Source organism: Pseudoalteromonas sp. SWYJ118 (assembly GCF_015864505.1).
Classification (GTDB): Bacteria; Pseudomonadota; Gammaproteobacteria; order Enterobacterales; family Alteromonadaceae; genus Pseudoalteromonas; species Pseudoalteromonas arctica.
Genome location: NZ_JADYXC010000002.1, coordinates 222,440 through 240,446, shown reverse-complemented (window position 1 = coordinate 240,446; position 18,007 = coordinate 222,440). Strand labels below are relative to the sequence as shown.

The 18,007-nt window shown below is 40.4% G+C and carries 14 protein-coding genes and 1 riboswitch; of the genes, 6 read left to right on the top strand and 8 right to left on the bottom strand.

From position 1 onward, the window contains the following. Positions 1–53 precede the first annotated feature (53 nt). Entirely contained in the window at positions 54–524 is a 471-nt protein-coding gene (locus I6F48_RS03795) for a hypothetical protein (protein WP_165739874.1), read from the top strand. 108 nt (positions 525–632) lie between these two features. On the opposite strand, the gene I6F48_RS03790 is transcribed toward I6F48_RS03795, so the two are convergent. Beyond that, positions 633–2,498, bottom strand: coding sequence for a TonB-dependent receptor plug domain-containing protein (locus I6F48_RS03790; protein ID WP_197118856.1), 1,866 nt, complete (start codon positions 2,496–2,498; stop codon positions 633–635). Positions 2,499–2,686: 188 nt separating this feature from the next. Here I6F48_RS03790 and I6F48_RS03785 point away from each other — a divergent pair, with 188 nt between their 5' ends. Continuing rightward, complete coding sequence (locus I6F48_RS03785; protein ID WP_024607556.1) at positions 2,687–3,175, top strand: peptide-methionine (S)-S-oxide reductase; 489 nt, start codon at positions 2,687–2,689, stop codon at positions 3,173–3,175. 283 nt (positions 3,176–3,458) lie between these two features. On the opposite strand, the gene I6F48_RS03780 is transcribed toward I6F48_RS03785, so the two are convergent. The 4 genes from I6F48_RS03780 to I6F48_RS03765 form a co-directional block, all read right to left on the bottom strand. After that, positions 3,459–4,010, bottom strand: a complete 552-nt coding sequence (locus I6F48_RS03780; protein WP_008134542.1) for a DUF4136 domain-containing protein — start codon at positions 4,008–4,010, stop codon at positions 3,459–3,461. A 406-nt stretch (positions 4,011–4,416) separates the two neighbouring features. After that, positions 4,417–7,191: an ATPase gene (locus tag I6F48_RS03775; protein WP_165739880.1), complete on the bottom strand. Its 2,775-nt coding sequence runs from the start codon at positions 7,189–7,191 to the stop codon at positions 4,417–4,419. Next, entirely contained in the window at positions 7,188–7,736 is a 549-nt protein-coding gene (locus tag I6F48_RS03770) for a condensin complex protein MksE (protein ID WP_010553432.1), read from the bottom strand. Before I6F48_RS03770 ends, I6F48_RS03775 begins: the two co-directional genes overlap by 4 nt. Positions 7,737–7,739: 3 nt before the next feature. Beyond that, positions 7,740–9,011 (bottom strand): hypothetical protein, encoded by a 1,272-nt coding sequence (locus I6F48_RS03765; protein WP_197118855.1) that lies wholly within the window; start codon positions 9,009–9,011, stop codon positions 7,740–7,742. A 222-nt stretch (positions 9,012–9,233) separates the two neighbouring features. Between I6F48_RS03765 and nhaD the strand changes: the two genes are divergently transcribed. Beyond that, the gene (gene nhaD / locus I6F48_RS03760) at positions 9,234–10,481 is read left to right on the top strand and encodes a sodium:proton antiporter NhaD (RefSeq protein WP_197118854.1); all 1,248 of its coding nucleotides are present in this window, start codon (positions 9,234–9,236) and stop codon (positions 10,479–10,481) included. 101 nt (positions 10,482–10,582) lie between these two features. Further along, positions 10,583–10,755: riboswitch (Lysine riboswitch) on the top strand. 75 nt (positions 10,756–10,830) lie between these two features. Continuing rightward, positions 10,831–12,234 (top strand): lysine-sensitive aspartokinase 3, encoded by a 1,404-nt coding sequence (lysC, locus tag I6F48_RS03755; protein ID WP_197118853.1) that lies wholly within the window; start codon positions 10,831–10,833, stop codon positions 12,232–12,234. A 75-nt stretch (positions 12,235–12,309) separates the two neighbouring features. Here the strand turns inward: lysC and I6F48_RS03750 are convergent, their stop codons facing one another. Beyond that, a complete protein-coding gene (locus I6F48_RS03750) occupies positions 12,310–13,068 on the bottom strand; it encodes a 4'-phosphopantetheinyl transferase family protein (protein ID WP_197118852.1) in 759 nt (252 codons plus the stop codon). A gap of 141 nt (positions 13,069–13,209) precedes the next feature. Between I6F48_RS03750 and I6F48_RS03745 the strand changes: the two genes are divergently transcribed. After that, positions 13,210–14,532: a sodium-dependent transporter gene (locus I6F48_RS03745; protein WP_197118851.1), complete on the top strand. Its 1,323-nt coding sequence runs from the start codon at positions 13,210–13,212 to the stop codon at positions 14,530–14,532. Between the two features lie 93 nt (positions 14,533–14,625). Here the strand turns inward: I6F48_RS03745 and I6F48_RS03740 are convergent, their stop codons facing one another. Beyond that, positions 14,626–15,606 (bottom strand): 2-hydroxyacid dehydrogenase, encoded by a 981-nt coding sequence (locus I6F48_RS03740; protein WP_197118850.1) that lies wholly within the window; start codon positions 15,604–15,606, stop codon positions 14,626–14,628. A gap of 98 nt (positions 15,607–15,704) precedes the next feature. Continuing rightward, positions 15,705–16,277: a glutathione peroxidase gene (locus tag I6F48_RS03735; protein ID WP_197118849.1), complete on the bottom strand. Its 573-nt coding sequence runs from the start codon at positions 16,275–16,277 to the stop codon at positions 15,705–15,707. 122 nt (positions 16,278–16,399) lie between these two features. On the opposite strand from I6F48_RS03735, the gene I6F48_RS03730 reads away from it, so the two are divergent. Beyond that, complete coding sequence (locus I6F48_RS03730) at positions 16,400–17,281, top strand: NAD(P)-dependent oxidoreductase (RefSeq protein WP_197118848.1); 882 nt, start codon at positions 16,400–16,402, stop codon at positions 17,279–17,281. Positions 17,282–18,007 lie beyond the last annotated feature (726 nt).

Here is an 18,007-nt window from a genome sequence, read left to right as displayed (position 1 = left end):
AATCTCATTTATAGGTGATTTCGTTCAATCTTAATTTTTAAAAGGAAAGAAAAATGAAAAATTTACTTACAGCATTTACATTAGGTGTGACTTTATTAGGTTGTTCAAACTTACCCATTAAAACCGATATTAAAGAAGGCCACTTTAGACTCGAAAACTTTAAAAGAGAGCAGGGAGTAGATCTAGAATATGTCCACTTGATGTGCTTTAACAAAAAACCTACACAATGGGCTGAACCAAAGCAGTATATCAGTGGTGAGCATGATTTATGGGTAAAGGCGAGTGTTTCAAACCCTGATGTTTTAAATAGTCAAAAAGAAGCTTTTGTTAATTTTAACGTTAATTTAGATTCTGATAAAAGCTACATGCTAAATAGAAAAAGGGAAGGGGATAAAATATCAATCTGGATACAAGAAGTTGAAACCGGTACGGTTGTTTCGCAGGTTCTTACAGATGAGCTTAGTCGCCCTTTACAAATTGATAATGAACTAAGAAAAAGACAATGTCGTTCTGGTTCAATATAAGCTGAGTAATCAAAGCTCTTAACATTTAGTATGTCGTTTATTCTTTGCTAAATATTTATTCAAAGACCTGTTTTAAATAAACAGGTCTTTGAATGTGATAGCTCAATTCTACCAACGATACGTTGCGCTTAACGTATATTGCTCACCTCGCCCTGGTGTACCAGGTATCTCTTCAAACGATTCACCCAATAAGTTATCTGCTGCTAAAGTAATAAATAAGTTTTTTAGCATTGGCGGCGTAATTTTTAACGTTAAATGGGTAAATAAAGCATCGTCGTCACTACCGCGCAGCGCATTTTCGTGCTGTTTGCGCCACTCGTTATCTATTCTAAACTGCAATATATCAGTAGGATTCCAAACTGCGCCGAGTGTTAGGCGGTGATCAGGAAAGTTTAATGCGTAAAAACTAGCATCAATATCTGCCGCACCGTAATTTTCTGATTTATGAAGGTAGGTGTAACTCGCTACAATTTCGGTTGTTTCAAAGTGTTTAGTTGCTAAGAACTCAATGCCCGTTGTATTTATATCTACAGGGTTTGCAAATCGCGCAGAGCTTGAGTCAAAATTAAACGTCCAATCGGTTAAGTTGTCATCTTTACGATAAAAAATAGCCGAATTAAGTTGCCAAGTTTGCTCATCAACTAATAAACCTAGCTCTAGGCTTTTAGTCGTTTCGCGCTCAAGGGTGTAATTACTTCTAAATAACCCGCCTGAATCACTTCCGCCAATGGCGGTATAGCCTGCTACTTGGCTTGCCTCTGCGTACGATAAATAAAACGTGCGCTCAAAACCTTTGCTGTTTTGTGTATTAAGCGTTATATCACCAATAAGTGACAGTTCAGAGTCGTCTCTATTTGTATCGTCAAACGCAGCACCTAAGCGAAATGTAAGTTGTTTATTGCCCTCAAGTGCCATTTTATACTCTGGCAATACACTCACTTTATAATAGTTACGCGAGGTAAAATTGTTTTCAAGCGTGGTCGATTCAATTGAATCGTCAATAAACTGCGCTGAGTAATTTACAGCAAATACATCACTTTGAGCATGGCGACCTGATAGCCCTAACGACTTAACTTCACTTTTATGAAATGCTTCAAATGCACTGGGGTTTTCGCGAGAGTAAATATAGTGATCGTTGTGTGTGCGGTAATAAGCCGACACTTCAAAGTTACTATCCTGCGCATAATTTTGCTTATGGTTTAGCATTAATAAGCGGGTTTCTAGCTCTTCTGTTTCGTTAACGCCAAATGGAGTGTACAAATTTGGCCAACCAAAAAACTTATCTTGTGAGCCAAAAAACAAATCTGTTTGAGAATCAGCGCCAGCTAATTGAACGCGACCCGATGCACGCGTAAAGTCGTGATCGCCGTTATCAATTGTGCCATCGCTTTGTGAGTGAGAAATCTCGCCTTCAAAACCAAGCTTCCAATCCTTTGCGCCTTCAAGGGGCATACTTACACCTGCATGTAAGCTTTGTAAGTTAAAATCGTTTGTGCCAGTACCTACCGATACACTGCCGCCCGTGCTAATTGGTTTCCAGCCAAATGATACAGTGCCTACAGAGCTATTAGCACCATTAAGCGCATTGTCTGCGCCTGTTAAAATATAAGGGCCGGTAAGCATTTGCGGTGCAATAGGAATTTCAGCAAAGTAATGGCCAGATTGTGGGTCAAGTAAAGTAGCACTGCCAACCCTAAAGCCGGTATTTTCAAAAATACCACCACGTATAGTTACATCGGCTTGCGCTTCAGCCATATTACGTGATTGCAAATCAACACGTGGGTCATACTCTAAATTAGATACTGGAGAGTCAAATGTACCTACAGGTAATGTGTTTGCAGTGGGCGATGCCTCAACCGTTATTTTTTCGATTGCCGGTAATGTTTCAGTTTTATCAGTTACAGCTTCGCCGTAGGCAAAACTGCTCGCGCTGCATAGCAGTGCTGGGAGTATAAAGTGCGGTGACCATTTCATGTTGTGTGTCTCATTTTTTTATATGCAATTACGGTAACAATTAAATTCAGAACACACTTTTAAGGCGTGATAAAATAATTCAATTAAACAACTGCGATTTTGGCGCGATTGTACATTAATTCATTAAAAACTGCATTTGATAATCATTTGCAAAGTTAATGCATCTAACAAACTTGGTCACATTTATTATGAATATAAAACAACAAGATACTATTTACTTTGCTGGTGGCTGCCTGTGGGGCGTGCAAGAATTTTTAAAGCACTTACCTGGTGTAATAAGTACTGAAGCAGGGCGGGCTAATGGAAAAAACGATAATACACAAGGCGAATACGACGGTTATGCTGAGTGTGTAAAAGTAATATTTAGTACAAAAGAGGTTAGCTTAAACGAGCTGTTTGGCTTCTTTTTTGAGATTATTGATCCGTATAGCGTTAACAAACAAGGGGATGACGTAGGCCCTAAATATCGCACTGCCATTTATAGCAAAAGCCAAGATCATTTAAAGGTCGCTAGCAATTATATAAGCCAGCGAAGTGATGCCGATAAAATTGTGGTAGGGGTAGAGCTGCTAACTAACTACGTGCCAAGCGATCCTGAGCATCAAGACCGCTTAACTAATCACCCTGATGATTACTGTCATATACCGCTTGAGTTACTGCATAAGTATAAATCGTAACTTTAACACGGTGTTTTTGTAGACGTGCAGCTTGCTGACGTGATGAGCGTAGCTCGTAATTTAGATTGGAGACAGATAAGTAATTAGAAGCTGCGCTTCTCGCGCAAGCAAGCTTAGCGCCTACAGGTAAAGTTTGACGCGGTGTTTTTTGTAGACGTGCAGCTTGCTGACGTGACGGGCGTAGCTCGTAATTACTTTATTTTAAAAGTTCCAAAAATACACACCCACAAAAAAGCTCACGTACTGTGAGCTCTTTTAAAACTTACTTATAGCTAATTTTAACTTACTGCTGCTTTTGCGGCGGGAAGTTACTTAATATTTCGCTAACTGTTTTATTAATTGATGCTTCACGTTGTTCTGGCGATTGATTTTTCTTTAATCGGCCTTCTTTTGCGCCGCGCCATACAAGCTGGTTAGATTCACGGTCTACAATATCAATAATTAACGTACCCACTTCGTATTCACGCGCAGTTGTATCGCGTTGAAAACCAGTACCCCAATAACCCCAATGCGGGCGGTAGTTTATATTGAAGTTGTCTACTTCAAGCTCTTTGTCTACCGATGCATGATAGTTAACAAGTACATCAGCTTGCGCTGCATCAACTAAGCTCATACCTAATGTTTGGCTCAGCTCTGCGTTAACGGCAGTGCGAACACGCTTTTCCATCAGGCCATTAATTTGATAGTTATTTGTGTCTTTAGTTAGGCTGGCGTTTTCTACCCAAGCAAATGTTTTAAAATTACTAAAGTTAGCTGATTTATCGTAATCCCAATCTGGGGTTTGTGTACAGGCTGTAAGAAGTGCTAGCGCTGCAACAATAAGTATATTTTTCATTACGTTTGCTCCAATAAAATGCATTAATTTAAAATAACACACATAGTTTAAATGTGTATTATTTAAACGTCCTAAATATTAGTCTAATTGTCAGGGCGTGTTGACCTTTCGTGGTTGAATTTGCAGCAGTATGTTTGGTATTTGGGCAAGGCAGAGCCTATGTAGTGTGGTTATTCCCCATAAATAGGTGATAACGCAGCATAAATGCCAAACATGCGCTGCGCGAAGGGTTCTGCCTAGGGGCAATTAACTCTTTATTGCTCGGTTTTTACTTAGCCCACTAGGTTACAAACCTCACGCTGCGATTAAATTGCCCCTAAATTGAACAAATTTCAATCCACAAAGATCAACACGCCCTATGGCTGAATGACTAATTAACCTCTGTTAATTAGTCATCAGTAAAAGTTTAATGTTCAACTTCAATCCAATCTTTTTCATCTACCCAGTTTTGTGCACCGTCTTTTACTGAACGAATAGGCACAATGTAGTCACAACTTATTTGTGGCTTAACTGAGGCAAATATAGGCACAAAACCAAAGCTTAATGCGGTTTCTATAATTGCTTTTTGATTTTGTGGGTCAATGTCGGCCGCTTCATCTATGTAAATAGGTATACGGTATAGGTTTTGTTCTTGATCGCTTAATAAGTAGCGAATAAATAACATGCCACACAATAACTTAATCGTAATACGTGTGCCGTTTGAGCCGGCTGAGTCTATTTTTTCAAAGTGCTCTGTTTCACCTGCACGGTTAACCACTTCAAATCGAATATCAAATAAATCGGTAAGTGTTAAGCCCGCTTTATCTGAGGCGAGTTTAATTAAGTGATCTTTCGCTTCGTTTACCGCACTTTCGCTGTACGGTTCTTGGCTAAGTAAATCAAGCGTGTCGCCTTGTTCAAACTGATGCGACGTGCTGATAATGGTATCTATACTATCAACCAGCATTTTGCGCGGTATTACGTTAATTTTAAACGCTTGCAGATTTGAAATACGGTGCTGGCTTATGCCTTTATTAAAGCTGTTCATTTCGCGGCGAAGTCGGTCTAAATCTTCTCGCAAGCCTTTAATGGTCGCAGCCACTTCGGTAAGCGCAACGCGAGCTTGGCGCTCAACAGCATCGCGTTCGTTATCAATATTATGAAAGGCGCTTATTAGCTTTTGGTATTTAGTGTATTCGTCGTTTTCGTTGTCGAATTTAGTAATACCCGCGTTATATACATGCAAATAAGTGTTGCGTACGTTTATGTCAAAATTACGCAGCTCTTGGCAGTCTTTATTAAAATGATGAACAAGGTCGCTTAAGTTATCAAAGTCGACTGTAATATCAATCATGTACGGGGTTACTTTACCGCTGTATAAATCAAGAGTGTGATCAATTCGCTCGCTCTTAACTTGGCGTAAGCGCTCAGTTTGGCGATTAATTTGCTCTTGTTTAGATTTAATTAACGAGCGTCTGTCAGCAATTGAGCCACTATTTTTTTGAATATCTTGCAGGTAGTCGTCAACTTGTTCGCGCTCAGCTAATAACTGCTCTTTTAGCATGGCTTGCGCTTCAACCGACTGCTGCATTATATCAAACTGTTCTAAGCGTTTTAGGGCGCTCTCAGCGCTCATTAGTTCATCGTATAGCGCGTCTTTTTCTTTTTGCTTGTCGGCAACGTTTGCTGCAACATCGCGTTGTTGTTTAAATTCTTTAAGTGAATGCTCAAGTGCACTGAGCTGAGCGGTTAATTGCTCTTTGTTTTCGCCGCTTTGCATTTGCACAGGCGAGAGCTTTTTAAGCTTAATGCTCGCACCTGGCAGAGTTAGTACACCGCCTTTAACGTTTTCGCTAAGTAGCGATAAAAATTCACCAAACGCATCTTCGTCATCAATGGTTATATCGCCATTAGTGGTGGTCGCAAATGAGAGAATATCAGGGTTTAAAATCCGCGATATTTCTTCTACTTCTTTTAACGAGAGATCTTCGCGCATACGGGTAAACAAATTAAACTCAAGGTTTTTAAGTTGCAGCTTTAAGCTCTTAATTTGTTTTTGTGTTTCGCTAATGCGGTAGTCAAGCGTGTGTAGGCTTTGCCCTTGTGCGCTGGTTATAGAGTGCGAAAGCGACTCGTAATCTTGCTTTAACTGAGTCAGGCTGGTTTTAAGGGTGGCTTTATTTACCAGTTCAAATTCGCTTTTAAGCGCATCGTAATCTAAAAACCACTGCTCAATTTGTGTTTGTCTGCGCTCTATGTCGCGCGATTGCTGTACGTATAGGCTTTGCTTTTGCTCAAACTCGTGTTTTTCGTGCTCTATATCTTCAAGCGCTATACCCAGCTCATTAAGTTGCGACTCTTGATAAGTATTAAAATCAATCAGTGCTTGGTCAATTTTAGGTGCATACGCCGCTAATTTACCTTTAAGCACGGTTTGGTTTTCAAGCATTGATTCAAGCGCGGCTATTGGCTCTTGCATTGACTCAAGGGCTTTTAGTTCGCGTTTTGAGCGATTTACTTTATCAAACGAGCGGCGCCATACTTCATAAAAGTCGACCTTAGAGTTCGACATATGGCGTTCAAACACGCGTAGCATAAAGCGTTTTACGTCGCTTGCGCCTAATTTGTGTAAGTTAAGAATACGTCTAAATATTTCTTTATAAATAGAAGAGTCTTGCACATTATTAAGCGGGATCATTTTTAGGTTTATGTCGCCGTCAAAAGGCGTTGCGCCGCCAGTCAATAGCGCGTTGAGCTCTTGTGCTTTAAGCTCAATAGGATTGTAATTAAGCGATTTTAAATGGTTGAACAGCTTGGTAAATTTAATAATAGTTTTACCTTGCGTGTACTGCTCTAAATCAAGCTTTCCTTGATAACAAAAGTACTGATGCGCGTAACCGGCAATTTTACCAAGTCCCGCAACGCCTATTACTACCGAGCCATGAGGCAAGTTAGCTTCTAGTAAAATGTACGACTGATCGGATGAAAAATAAAACTTTCGGGTTTCATCTAAATCGTGTCCGTCCCATTCTGTTAAGCGTAAATCGTTAATAAGCGGAAACTGCAGGGCGTTAATAACCGAGCTTTTACCTGTGTTATTGGGCGCGCAAATAGAGCTGCTTTTATCAAGCGGGATCACACATTTTGCATAGCCTGCGGTGTTAAGTAGGGCGAGTTTACTTAGTCCGTATAGATTTTTCATTCCTCGTCCTCTGTAATGTAGGTTTCTTCGTTTACTTCCATGAGTGCATCTATGTAGCGGTGAATTGGCGCTTGTAGCATAAAGCCGCCTTCTACTTCGCGGGCTAAACCTAAGCGCACCATGCGCAGATAAACGTCTTTGCGCAAATCAGATCCTGAAAATATCTCAAGCTGATCAAACAAATGTTTGTTAATTTGCACCAGCGTTTGCATAAGCTCTAAATCGTTTACGTCGTCAAACAATGCGCGCATTGGGTCTTTACCCGTATTGGCGTAGTGTTCAATTAAAATGTAAATAGTGAGCGCGATAGCGCGAGATATTTTGCCCATATTGGGTGTGCTTTCGTCGCTACCAAAATAATAAAAGCCACGGCTGTCGCGTTTTAAATCGTTACCTAAAGCGGTAAATAGGGCGGTGTAGTCTTCTATGTGTTGGTCAAGCTCTTGCCACATTACGTTGTCTTGCTCACAAATGTGATAACCCGCTACTAATTTTTTATTAATGGCTTGTAGATGGGTTAGCTCGTCTAAGTTTATGTGTGTCATAGTTTATTTACCTGCCTTTGGATCTGGCTGAGGCTCTGAATTAAATGGATATAAAGAAAAGTGTTGACCGGCAATTTTTACGCGGGCTTTTTCATCGCTTTGAATTATTTTAATATCGCTGTCGCTGACTAATTTTTGATACAAAAATAGCATTTCGTCGGCATCGAGATCTGGGTAGCTTTCATCTAAAAATTGCAACAAGGGTTGCGGCTTTTTACGTTTTTTATTAAAGCTCTTAGCAAAGCTGGTTTTAACATCGTTGTAGTCAGGAATATTAGGTGTAACAAATGCAGGCACGTCTTGTTGATCTGGCAATTGGTATTCTTCGTGTTCAAATTCAACCAAGCTTGCCATGTAAGCCACAATATGGCGTTGCTGACCAAGCGAGTATCGCTGCGCGTCGCTTACAAAATGTGGCTGCACAGCACTTAGCATGTTGTCTACGCCATTTTTACGCACAAGCCCAAGTACTTTGGCTGCTTGGCGAGTTATTAAGTTATTACGGCGAAGCTCTTCGCGCAGCGGCATAAGCATATCGGCACTTTTACGTAAGCTTTCTCTGCCCACTAAATGCATTTCTAATATACGGGTACGTAATTGCTCCAGCATTCGTTTGTCGTTGTAGGCTTTACCCGATCGCTCAATATGAATAATTTGCTTACTTATTTGTTCTTCAATGAGGGTAAAGCACGCATGAAATTCGCCGCGAATATCAACCATTTCAAGCATGGGCTCTATGTATTCGTCAAAGGCTTCTATTACCGCTTTATAACGCTTTTGCAGCGATTGCACTGCATTATTAGATTTAGCTTGCTCAACAAGATTTAAAATGGCGTTTTCGTTGTGCGCGTAGAGCTTCATTATTTTACGCACCCGATCATCCATAATACGGCTAAAGCGGCGCAAATCGTCAAAGTCTTCTATTTCGCCAGCGTTATCTAGGCGATTACCTAAACGTGCGAGGTCGTCGACTAATACGCTAATTTCTTGCGCTAAACCTAAATGTTCTTCTTGCAGTAAAAAAGTAGCAAAATCGGCAATGGCACGATTTATCTCAAGCTGAGAGGATTTAGCCAGCGGAATTAAAATATCTTGGTTTAACAAACGATTTGTTTCTTTATAAATACGCTCGTTTGACCAAGTAGGCTGTTTTTGTTTAATGGCGTTTTGTACGTCTTTCAGGCTAAAGTCAGCCATTTTAAAACGTTTAAATAATAGCTCTAGTACACCCCAATGTTCAGTTATGGTGTTTAGTAGCTTTTTAGCTGGGATCATAAGAGGTTACAACATCCTAGTATTTTATTATTGAGTTCTTTTAGAAGACTCATTATTACGTATTTTTAATTAACCTTGTCTGTATATAGTATTCGTTTTTAAGACCATTTAATAATAGTTTTTGCATAGAGGCAGTGCTAAAATTCGCGCCGAAAATAGGCACATGAAATGGAATGTTATTTGTGTGTTCTTTAAAACTATATCAAAGGTTGTTTAACTACCATGGTTTCCTCGATTATTCTAACCCTGATAGCGATTGCATTTTTACTGATCGTTATAGAAGATATAATCCATGTTAATAAAGCTAAAACCACGCTGTTTTTTGGTACGCTTTGCTGGATTCTTCTTTTTATATACCCACTTCACGGGCAAAGCCCCGATACGATTCAACACCTTTTAAACGAAAATATTTTAGAGATTGCCTCGTTATGGCTATTTTTAATGGCTGCAATGACCTTTGTCGCGTATTTAAATTCAAAGGGGTTTATAGAAAATATTGTGCACCGTGTTATGCCAAAAAGTATTAGCGAAAAAAAGCTCATGTTTTTGGTGGGTGGTTTTGCATTTTTGTTTTCGTCGATTTCAGACAACGTAACAGCTACGCTTATATCGCTCGCGGTTGTTATGTCGTTAAAACTTGAACCTAAAAAGCTCATTAAATACGCCACGCTTATTGTGTTTGGGGTTAACTCAGGTGGAGTATCGCTAATTACAGGTGACGTAACCACACTGATGATATTTTTAGATGGCAAAGTAACCATAGGTCATTTATTACTACTTATAGCGCCAGCACTTGCAAGCGTTATGCTGCTAGCCGGGTTACTGTCTATCGGTATGAAAGGGCGTGTTGAGTTTGCTGGTGCAGGTAAAACCCGCATCGAAAAAACCGACATTACCATTGCTGTTATATTTTTATCTACCGTAGTGAGCACACTTATGCTGAGTGTAGTTTACAGCGTACCGCCTTTACTCACCTTTTTGTTTGGCTTATCAGTGATGTTTTTAGTGGCGCAATTTTTAATGCGCAAAAAAGACATCAACAAAGACATAATCGATTTTGTTCGCGATATAGAATACGACACATTATTGTTTTTTGTAGGTGTGCTTTTACTTGTAGGCGCACTTAAAGAAATTGGTATGTTGAGTAAATTTACCGACCTATATACGGTAATGGCACCCGAGTACGCAAACTACTTAATGGGCATATTATCAGCAGGGGTCGATAACGTACCGCTTACTGCTGCTTTATTAAAAGCCGATATAGTAATGAGCCAACAACACTGGTTGTCGTTTACGTATGCAACGGGCGTGGGCGGTTCAATGCTGATCATTGGGTCGGCTGCGGGCATTATTGCCATGAGCAAAGTTAAAGCGCTTACCTTTATGAGCTACTTGCGTTTATCGCTGCATTTATTAATTTGCTACACCGTAGGTTATGCAGGCTCGTATTACATGGGCAGTTTTATTTGATGCATAAATTATTAAATGCTTGACAGCTAGACGTCTAAACGATAACTTTCAAAGCCCCGCTACTTAGTGGGGTTTTGTTTTATTAGCCACTGGTTAATAAAGCATTCAGAAGAGGTGCGATACTTAGGTACTTAATGTTAGGCGACGAAAGCCGATGATCATTAAGGAGGGAAGTACTCGCCGAGGAAAATAATGGTACGTCGTCATTGTTTTTCGGTTTATGGGGCTGAATCCTCAAAACTGTCACCAATATAGGTGGAGAGCTTCTGGCAGTGGACTTATCTTCAAGCATTCCTTTGCCAAGTTCTTCTTGTTTTATTGCGGTTTGGATACCGCGAAAGGAGACTAAATGACTACCCAATCAGCGCCACAAACAGTGCCTCAAACAGAGTTAAGCGCAAAATCAGATTACATCGTTGCCAAGTTTGGCGGAACAAGTGTTGCAAACTTTGAAGCGATGAGTCGCTGTAGCGAAATTATTGTTGCAGATAAAAGCGTACGTATTGTTGCCGTGAGCGCCAGTGCCGGCGTAACTAACCACTTAGTTGCACTGTGCAAACCAAGTATTACCTCAAGTGAGCGCCAAGAACACATAAACGGCGTGCTTGCTATTCAACAAACTATTTTAGATAAGTTATCGCTAGATGCCGATTTAGCGGTTGGCTTTAACGAAACCCTAAAAGCATTTCAAATATTGGCTCAAGAGTCACTAACAACCGATCAGCAACACGATGAGCTATTGAGCTTTGGTGAGCGTTTATCGTCGTATTTGTTTGCTCAGGTGCTGCGTTTACAAGGTTTAAACGCCGATCGCTTTGATGTGCGTAAAGTGCTTAAAACCGATAGCCAATTTGGTAAAGCAACGCCTAATGTTGCAGCCACAGCGCAAGCTGCTAAAGAGCATTTAATCCCGTTATTAGACACTCAAGTAATTGTGACGCAGGGATTTATTGGTAGTGACGAATACGGTCAAACCACAACGCTTGGACGTGGTGGTTCTGACTATAGCGCTGCATTACTAGCTGAAGCAATTAACGCTAAAAGTGTGCATATTTGGACCGACGTAGTGGGCATTTTTAGCACCGACCCGCGTTTGTGCGCAAAAGCGACGCCCATTGCACGTTTAAGTTTTGACGAAGCCGCCGAAATGGCGACCTTCGGCGCAAAAGTATTGCACCCAGCAACTATATTACCAGCGAGCCGTAGCCACATTAATGTATTTGTAGGTTCTAGCCGAGAGCCAGAACGTGGTGGTACATGGATTGAGCGCGAAAAATCGCAGCAACCAGGTATACGCGCAGTAACGCAACGTAAAAACCAAATATTGCTTACGCTTAAAAGCCCAGAAATGCTCCTAGCAAGCGGCTTTTTAGCACGCGTATTTACACTATTAAGTGAATACAATATATCGGTCGATTTGGTAACCACATCAGAAATCAGCGTAGCTATAACGCTTGATAACGCGCAAAACGCCTCGCGCCCAGAGCTTGATCAAGAATGCCTAGATAAGCTTGCAGAGTTTTGCCATGTGTCGGTAGAAAACAACCTAACATTGGTGGCACTTATTGGCTCTGAGATTCAATTACGCCAACACGAAATGAACTTAATGAGTGTATTAAAAGACTTTAACATTCGACTAATTTGTCACGGTGCAAGTAAGCACAACTTGTGCTTTTTAGTAGAGCAAACTGAGTCAGATAACGTAGTGCAGTCTATTCATAGCCGTTTATTAGAAAATGATTTTGCTGCGTAAGTAATTTTACTATTAAGAAGCGGTTATTCAGGAAAGCGATTTATTAAAGTTACCTAGTAAAATTAACTAGTAAAGTTACTTAACAAAATCAGTTAATAAAAAGCATCGCCAGTCGATGCTTTTTTTATGCACCACACTCACATCAAAACAAACATTGCTGTTACTACTATCAACTACAGTAACGCGATTGCTGCTAGCACTCAGCTTTGCACAATGTAATTCGTCAAACACATTGGGGCTAAGTAATTTTGCAATAGGGCGGCTGGTGGCTTTAGCAAGCGACTCTTTTAATGTCCAAATTCTAAAAAAAGTATCTGCTTGGGTTTGGGTATTAGTAGGCTCGGTAATAAGTGAAATTTCATCTTGATGATAAAAATGTTTAGCGAGCTTTTCAAACGGGCGCTTTAGGCTTACTTTTTCAATATCAAAACCAAACTCACTTTTATCAAAATTAAGCGCGACCCCAACCAAACCATGCGAATGCGAAATACAGGTATTTATAACATCACCACTTACATGTATTTGCAGCTTTGAGCTTGCCTCATCAAATTCTGTACTCATTTTATTAAGCGCTACGTGCGCATGTTGCGGCTGCGTTATTTTAATAAGGTGTTTTAACAATAACCGCGTCGCTAAATACTCTTGCTTAGCTTGAGGGCTTTTGCGACGGTTTATAATGGTTAACTCAAATGGGCTTAAGCAATCGGGTAAATTAAAGTCACTAAGATCAAGTGTTTTAGCATTAAATAATAAAATACTGTTACTTGCTAAAGACAAATTTGCCAATTGAGTTGAAGTAATACTCAAGGCGTTTTTAAAATAGTGTTCAGTCATAAAAGCCCTAAAGCAAAAGAAGTCGCTGATATTGTGAGCGGTTAACGCCACTAACAAAGGCTGGGTACAATTTTATTACTCAGCTGGCATGAAATATGGTTTAATTCACAATAATCAAAATAATAACAGATTTGTAGATGTATGGCACAAGTGCGTGATGGGTTTCAAAGCCGACTTGGTTTTGTTTTAGCCGCTGCTGGCGCAGCAGTGGGTTTGGGTAATATTTGGGGTTTTCCTACGCAAGCGGCCAACCATGGCGGCGGTGCATTTTTACTGGTTTACTTTATTGTTATATTTTTACTTGCGCTCCCTGCGCTGTATACCGAACTTTATTTAGGTCACAAAGCACAAGCTAATCCTGTAAAAGCATTGGGCGATGCATGGCAAAACACTAATCGTAAAGTTGGTGCAGCAGCAGGTTACATAGGCCTTGCGGGCGCAGTTGTTATGCTAAGTTTTTACTCAATAGTAGCAGGGTGGATGCTCTCGTACGCTATTGAACCTATAACAACCTTTTTTGGATTTACAGGCGCAAGCGAGTTTTTACATAGCGACTCAGTGCTGCGTAATTTTGTGTTTACACCGCTTATGCTTATTTTAACCGCCAGTATTATTTTAAAAGGGGTTAAATCGGGAATCGAAACTTGGTCGCGCCGTTTAATGCCACTGTTACTCATATTGCTTGTTGGTTTAATTGCCTACATTGCTACACTTGATGGCGCAAGCGAAGGCTTTGCCGCGTATTTAATTCCTGATTTTAGCCAAATACTCGACCCTAACTTAATTATTGCTGCAATGGGGCAAGCGTTCTTTTCGCTCTCGTTAGGTGTGGGTTGCATGATGATTTACGGCTCATATTTACAGCCAGATGCTAATTTACCAAAGCTCACCGCAGGTGTTGCTTTACTTGATACCAGTGTGGCGTTTTTAGCAGGATTACTTATTATTCCTGCTATTTATGTGGCGCAGCACAACGGCGTTGAAGTATTTAGTGGCGGAAAGCTTATTGGCGAAGGGCAACTTATTTTTGCTATTTTACCTGCGCTATTTAGCACTATGGGCGAAATTGGTTTATTAGTCGGCTTATTGTTTTTTGTATTAATGTCTATCGCATCGGTTACGTCAACTATATCGACCACCGAAATTCCGGTAGCGTTTTTAGTCGAAAACCATAACGTTAGCCGTACCAAAGCAACATGGGCAGTGAGCGCCGTTGTACTTGTATGTGCAAGCGCAATTATACTAAATTTTGATTGGTTATTTGGCTTAGTCATTATGCTATTTACCCAATACCAATTACCGCTTATGGGCTTGTTTTACTTTATTACTGTAGGCTGGATGTGGAAACGTGGTAACAAATTACACCAAGCAACAACCGGTTTGCATTACTGGTTTGCTCAGTACATTCGTTTTGTATGCCCAATATTAATGACCTTGGTATTTGCAAACGTCGCGTTTGGCTAAGCTCTATTTAAAGTAAATTTTTAAACAAAAAAGCGAATAGGGCTCACCTTATTCGCTTTTTTTGTACCGGTTATTTAGCTAAAGCCTAGGTCTTTATAAAACCTCATTAGTTAAAGATTTACCTTCACTTACTTCAAGGGCATTAAGTACGGTTGTGTTTGCTATTTCGGTAAGTGCTTCTTGTGTAAAAAAGCCCTGATGGCCTGTTACTAAAACATTTTTAAAGCTCACTAAGCGCGAGAATATATCGTCTTGATTTATTTCGTCGCTGTGGTTTTTAAAAAATAGCTCCGACTCTTGCTCGTAAACGTCAAGCCCCAGGTAACCTAGCTTTTTAGTTTTAAGCGCGCTAATACACGCGTTACTATCAAGCAATGCACCTCGTGAGGTGTTAATAAGCATAACGCCGGTTTTCATTTTACTAAACGCCTCGTCATTTATTAAATGATGAGTTTGCTCGGTAAGTGGGCAATGCAAAGAAATCACATCGCTTTGGCTAAGTAAGGTGTTTATATCGGTAATTGTATAATTGCCAGGTTGCGCGTAGGGGTCGCACACTAATACATTAGCGCCAAAGCCATTTAAAATGTTACACAGCGCAAGGCCAATTTTACCGCAGCCCACAATACCCACGGTTTTATTGTGCAAGTTAAAACCGAGTAATCCGTTTAAATCAAAATTGTCTTCGCGTACGCGGTTATATGCTTTATGCGTTTTACGGCTAAGCGTTAGCATAAGCGCTATACAGTGCTCAGCTACGGCTTCTGGGCTGTAAGCAGGGACGCGTAATACCTTTAATTTATGTGCTTTTGCTGCAGGTAAATCAACGTTATTAAACCCTGCACAACGTAGCAAAATAGTGTTTATGCCTTGGCTTGCCAATTGTTCAATAACAGTGGCGTTTACAGTGTCGTTAACGAACACGCATATGGCATCAAACCCGCTTGCTAAAATAGCGGTTTGTTCGCTCAGGGCTTGCTCAAAATACGTTATTTTTATATCACGCTGATCGCGTGTACTTTGTTCAAAAAAAGGCAGTTCGTACTTTTGAGTACTAAAAAAAGCAATGTTCATGGTAATAGCCTCGACGCTTAAGGAGTATTATTTATTACTAATACAATAAACTACTTTATAAACCTGTGCTTTAGTAGTGCGCATTTTATTGATTTAAATTAAGCCTTAAGCGGAGCCTTACTTGAGGTAAACAAAGGTATTTTTGAAGATACCTTTTTACCATCTTTAGCTGCGCTTAACTTTACGGCTTGCAGTAAGTTACTTTCGATTACTTGTTTAAGTGTTTCGGGTTTAGTGCGCGGTGCATAACGTGCAACAAGTTGCCCTTGTGAGTTAATTAAAAACTTAGTGAAATTCCACTTAATAGCACGGTTTTGCGAAATACCCCGCGTATGCGATTTTAAATAATTAAACAACGGATGTGTTTCTGGCCCGTTTACCATTACCTTACCAAATACCTCAAACGAGGTATTAAATTGCTCTTGGTAAAAGTCTTTAATGGCTAAATTATCAAGCGGCTCATTTTGGCCAAACTGGTTACAAGGAAACGCAAGTACAGTAAAACCATGGCCTTTGTATTGCTGATAGAGCTTTTCGAGCGCGTTTAATTGCACCGAAAAATTACACTTACACGCTGTATTAACAATAAGTACGGTTTTGCCCTGTAACTGGCTAAGAGAAAAATTTTCGCTGTTAAAAAGTGGTGCATTAAATTGATAAATACTGTCCATAGGTTACCTACTTACCTTTCCCGCTTAAGGAAATTTTATAAAGATTTTCATTCGCTTTTTTATCGACCGGTTGACATAATCGAGGTCTAGTTTCTAAGTTATCAGTTTAATAGGTCATTTTTATGTCAATGAAAGTCGCATTTATAGGTTTAGGCGTAATGGGTTACCCAATGGCGGGGCATTTAGCAAAAGCAGGGCATAGCGTATGCGTTTATAACCGCACTCAAGCTAAAGCACACGCGTGGACTGCAGAACATTCAGGAAGCCTTGCATCAACCCCGCGCGAAGCTGCCAACAATGCCGACATCGTATTTATGTGTGTTGGTAACGATGACGACTTACGCTCAGTAGTGTATGGCGACGACGGCGTGTTAGCGGGCATGCTGCCGCACACTGTTTTGGTTGATCACACCACAACCTCAGCTGAAGTAGCACGCGAAGTGGCTGCAAAAGCGGCTCTGCAAAATATCGACTTTATAGATGCGCCTGTATCGGGCGGACAAGCTGGCGCCGAAAACGGCGTATTAACGGTTATGGCGGGTAGTAGTGAAGCCGTATTTGCTAAAGTGCAGCCAGTTATGGCGGCGTTTAGTCGTTTTAGCCAACTGTTAGGCGGCGTTGGCTCGGGACAACTTTGTAAAATGGTTAATCAAATTTGTATTGCTGGCGCAGTGCAAGGTTTAGCCGAAGGCTTACATTTTGCCAAGCAAGCTGGGCTTGATGGTGAAAAAGTTATAGAAACCATTTCTAAAGGTGCAGCCGGTTCGTGGCAAATGGAAAACCGCTACAAAACAATGTGGGCGGGTGAATATGAGTTTGGTTTTGCCGTAGATTGGATGCGTAAAGATTTAGGCATAGCACTCGATGAAGCTAAAAACAACGGCGCTACTTTACCAATGACCGCAACGGTCGATCAATACTACGCCGATGTACAAGCACTTGGCGGCGGCAGATACGATACCTCAAGTTTACTAGCACGTATAGAAGCACTGCATAAAAAGTAACGTTTACGTTGAGTATGTCGATGTAGACGCTATAGATTTGTGGTTGCTTCGTAGACGCTAAACTTGCTTGCGTGACGGGCAAAGCCTGTAAAGTGACTTATTCACAATGAGGTTATGAGGCGCTGTGCTTTTAGAGGCAGTGATAGATCAAAAGATTATTGTTTTTATGTCTTCTCATTTACTCCTCATTCGCTTCTCTTTATGAATAGAGTTTTATTTAAGTAATTAAAAGCTGTGCTTTTCACGTGAGCAAGCTCAACGTTTACCCCAAAGTATAGATTTGTGGTTGTTTTTGTAGACGCGAAGCTTGCTTGCGTGACGGGCAAAGCCCGTAAAGTGATTTATTCACAATGAGGTTATGAGGCGCTGCGCTTTTAGAGGCAGTGATAGATCAAAAGATTATTGTTTTTATGTCTTCTCATTTACTCCTCATTCGCTTCTCTTTGTGAATAGAGTTTTATTTAAGCAATTAAAAGCTGCGCTTTTCACGTGAGCAAGCTCGACGTCTACCGCCAAAGTGTAGATATGAGTTTTACTTGTAGACGCGAAGCTTGCTTGCGTGACGGGCAAAGCCCGTAAAGTGATTTATTCACAAAGAGGTTATGAGGCGCTGCGCTTTTAGATGAAGTAATAAGTCTAAAACGGTTGTTGCTTTTATGTGTACTTATTTACTTCTCATTCGCTTCTCTTTGTGAAATAGTATTTTATTTAAGTAATTAAAAGCTG

What these genes read in the sequence shown, in the direction of transcription:
- I6F48_RS03765 (WP_197118855.1), bottom strand. Translation starts at nt 9,011, where the DNA reads ATGATCCCAGCTAAAAAGCTACTAAACACCATAACTGAACATTGGGGT.
- I6F48_RS03770 (WP_010553432.1), bottom strand. Translation starts at nt 7,736, where the DNA reads ATGACACACATAAACTTAGACGAGCTAACCCATCTACAAGCCATTAAT.
- I6F48_RS03745 (WP_197118851.1), top strand. Translation starts at nt 13,210, where the DNA reads ATGGCACAAGTGCGTGATGGGTTTCAAAGCCGACTTGGTTTTGTTTTA.
- I6F48_RS03775 (WP_165739880.1), bottom strand. Translation starts at nt 7,191, where the DNA reads ATGAAAAATCTATACGGACTAAGTAAACTCGCCCTACTTAACACCGCA.
- I6F48_RS03780 (WP_008134542.1), bottom strand. Translation starts at nt 4,010, where the DNA reads ATGAAAAATATACTTATTGTTGCAGCGCTAGCACTTCTTACAGCCTGT.
- lysC (WP_197118853.1), top strand. Translation starts at nt 10,831, where the DNA reads ATGACTACCCAATCAGCGCCACAAACAGTGCCTCAAACAGAGTTAAGC.
- I6F48_RS03795 (WP_165739874.1), top strand. Translation starts at nt 54, where the DNA reads ATGAAAAATTTACTTACAGCATTTACATTAGGTGTGACTTTATTAGGT.
- I6F48_RS03750 (WP_197118852.1), bottom strand. Translation starts at nt 13,068, where the DNA reads ATGACTGAACACTATTTTAAAAACGCCTTGAGTATTACTTCAACTCAA.
- I6F48_RS03790 (WP_197118856.1), bottom strand. Translation starts at nt 2,498, where the DNA reads ATGAAATGGTCACCGCACTTTATACTCCCAGCACTGCTATGCAGCGCG.
- I6F48_RS03785 (WP_024607556.1), top strand. Translation starts at nt 2,687, where the DNA reads ATGAATATAAAACAACAAGATACTATTTACTTTGCTGGTGGCTGCCTG.
- I6F48_RS03740 (WP_197118850.1), bottom strand. Translation starts at nt 15,606, where the DNA reads ATGAACATTGCTTTTTTTAGTACTCAAAAGTACGAACTGCCTTTTTTT.
- I6F48_RS03735 (WP_197118849.1), bottom strand. Translation starts at nt 16,277, where the DNA reads ATGGACAGTATTTATCAATTTAATGCACCACTTTTTAACAGCGAAAAT.
- I6F48_RS03730 (WP_197118848.1), top strand. Translation starts at nt 16,400, where the DNA reads ATGTCAATGAAAGTCGCATTTATAGGTTTAGGCGTAATGGGTTACCCA.
- nhaD (WP_197118854.1), top strand. Translation starts at nt 9,234, where the DNA reads ATGGTTTCCTCGATTATTCTAACCCTGATAGCGATTGCATTTTTACTG.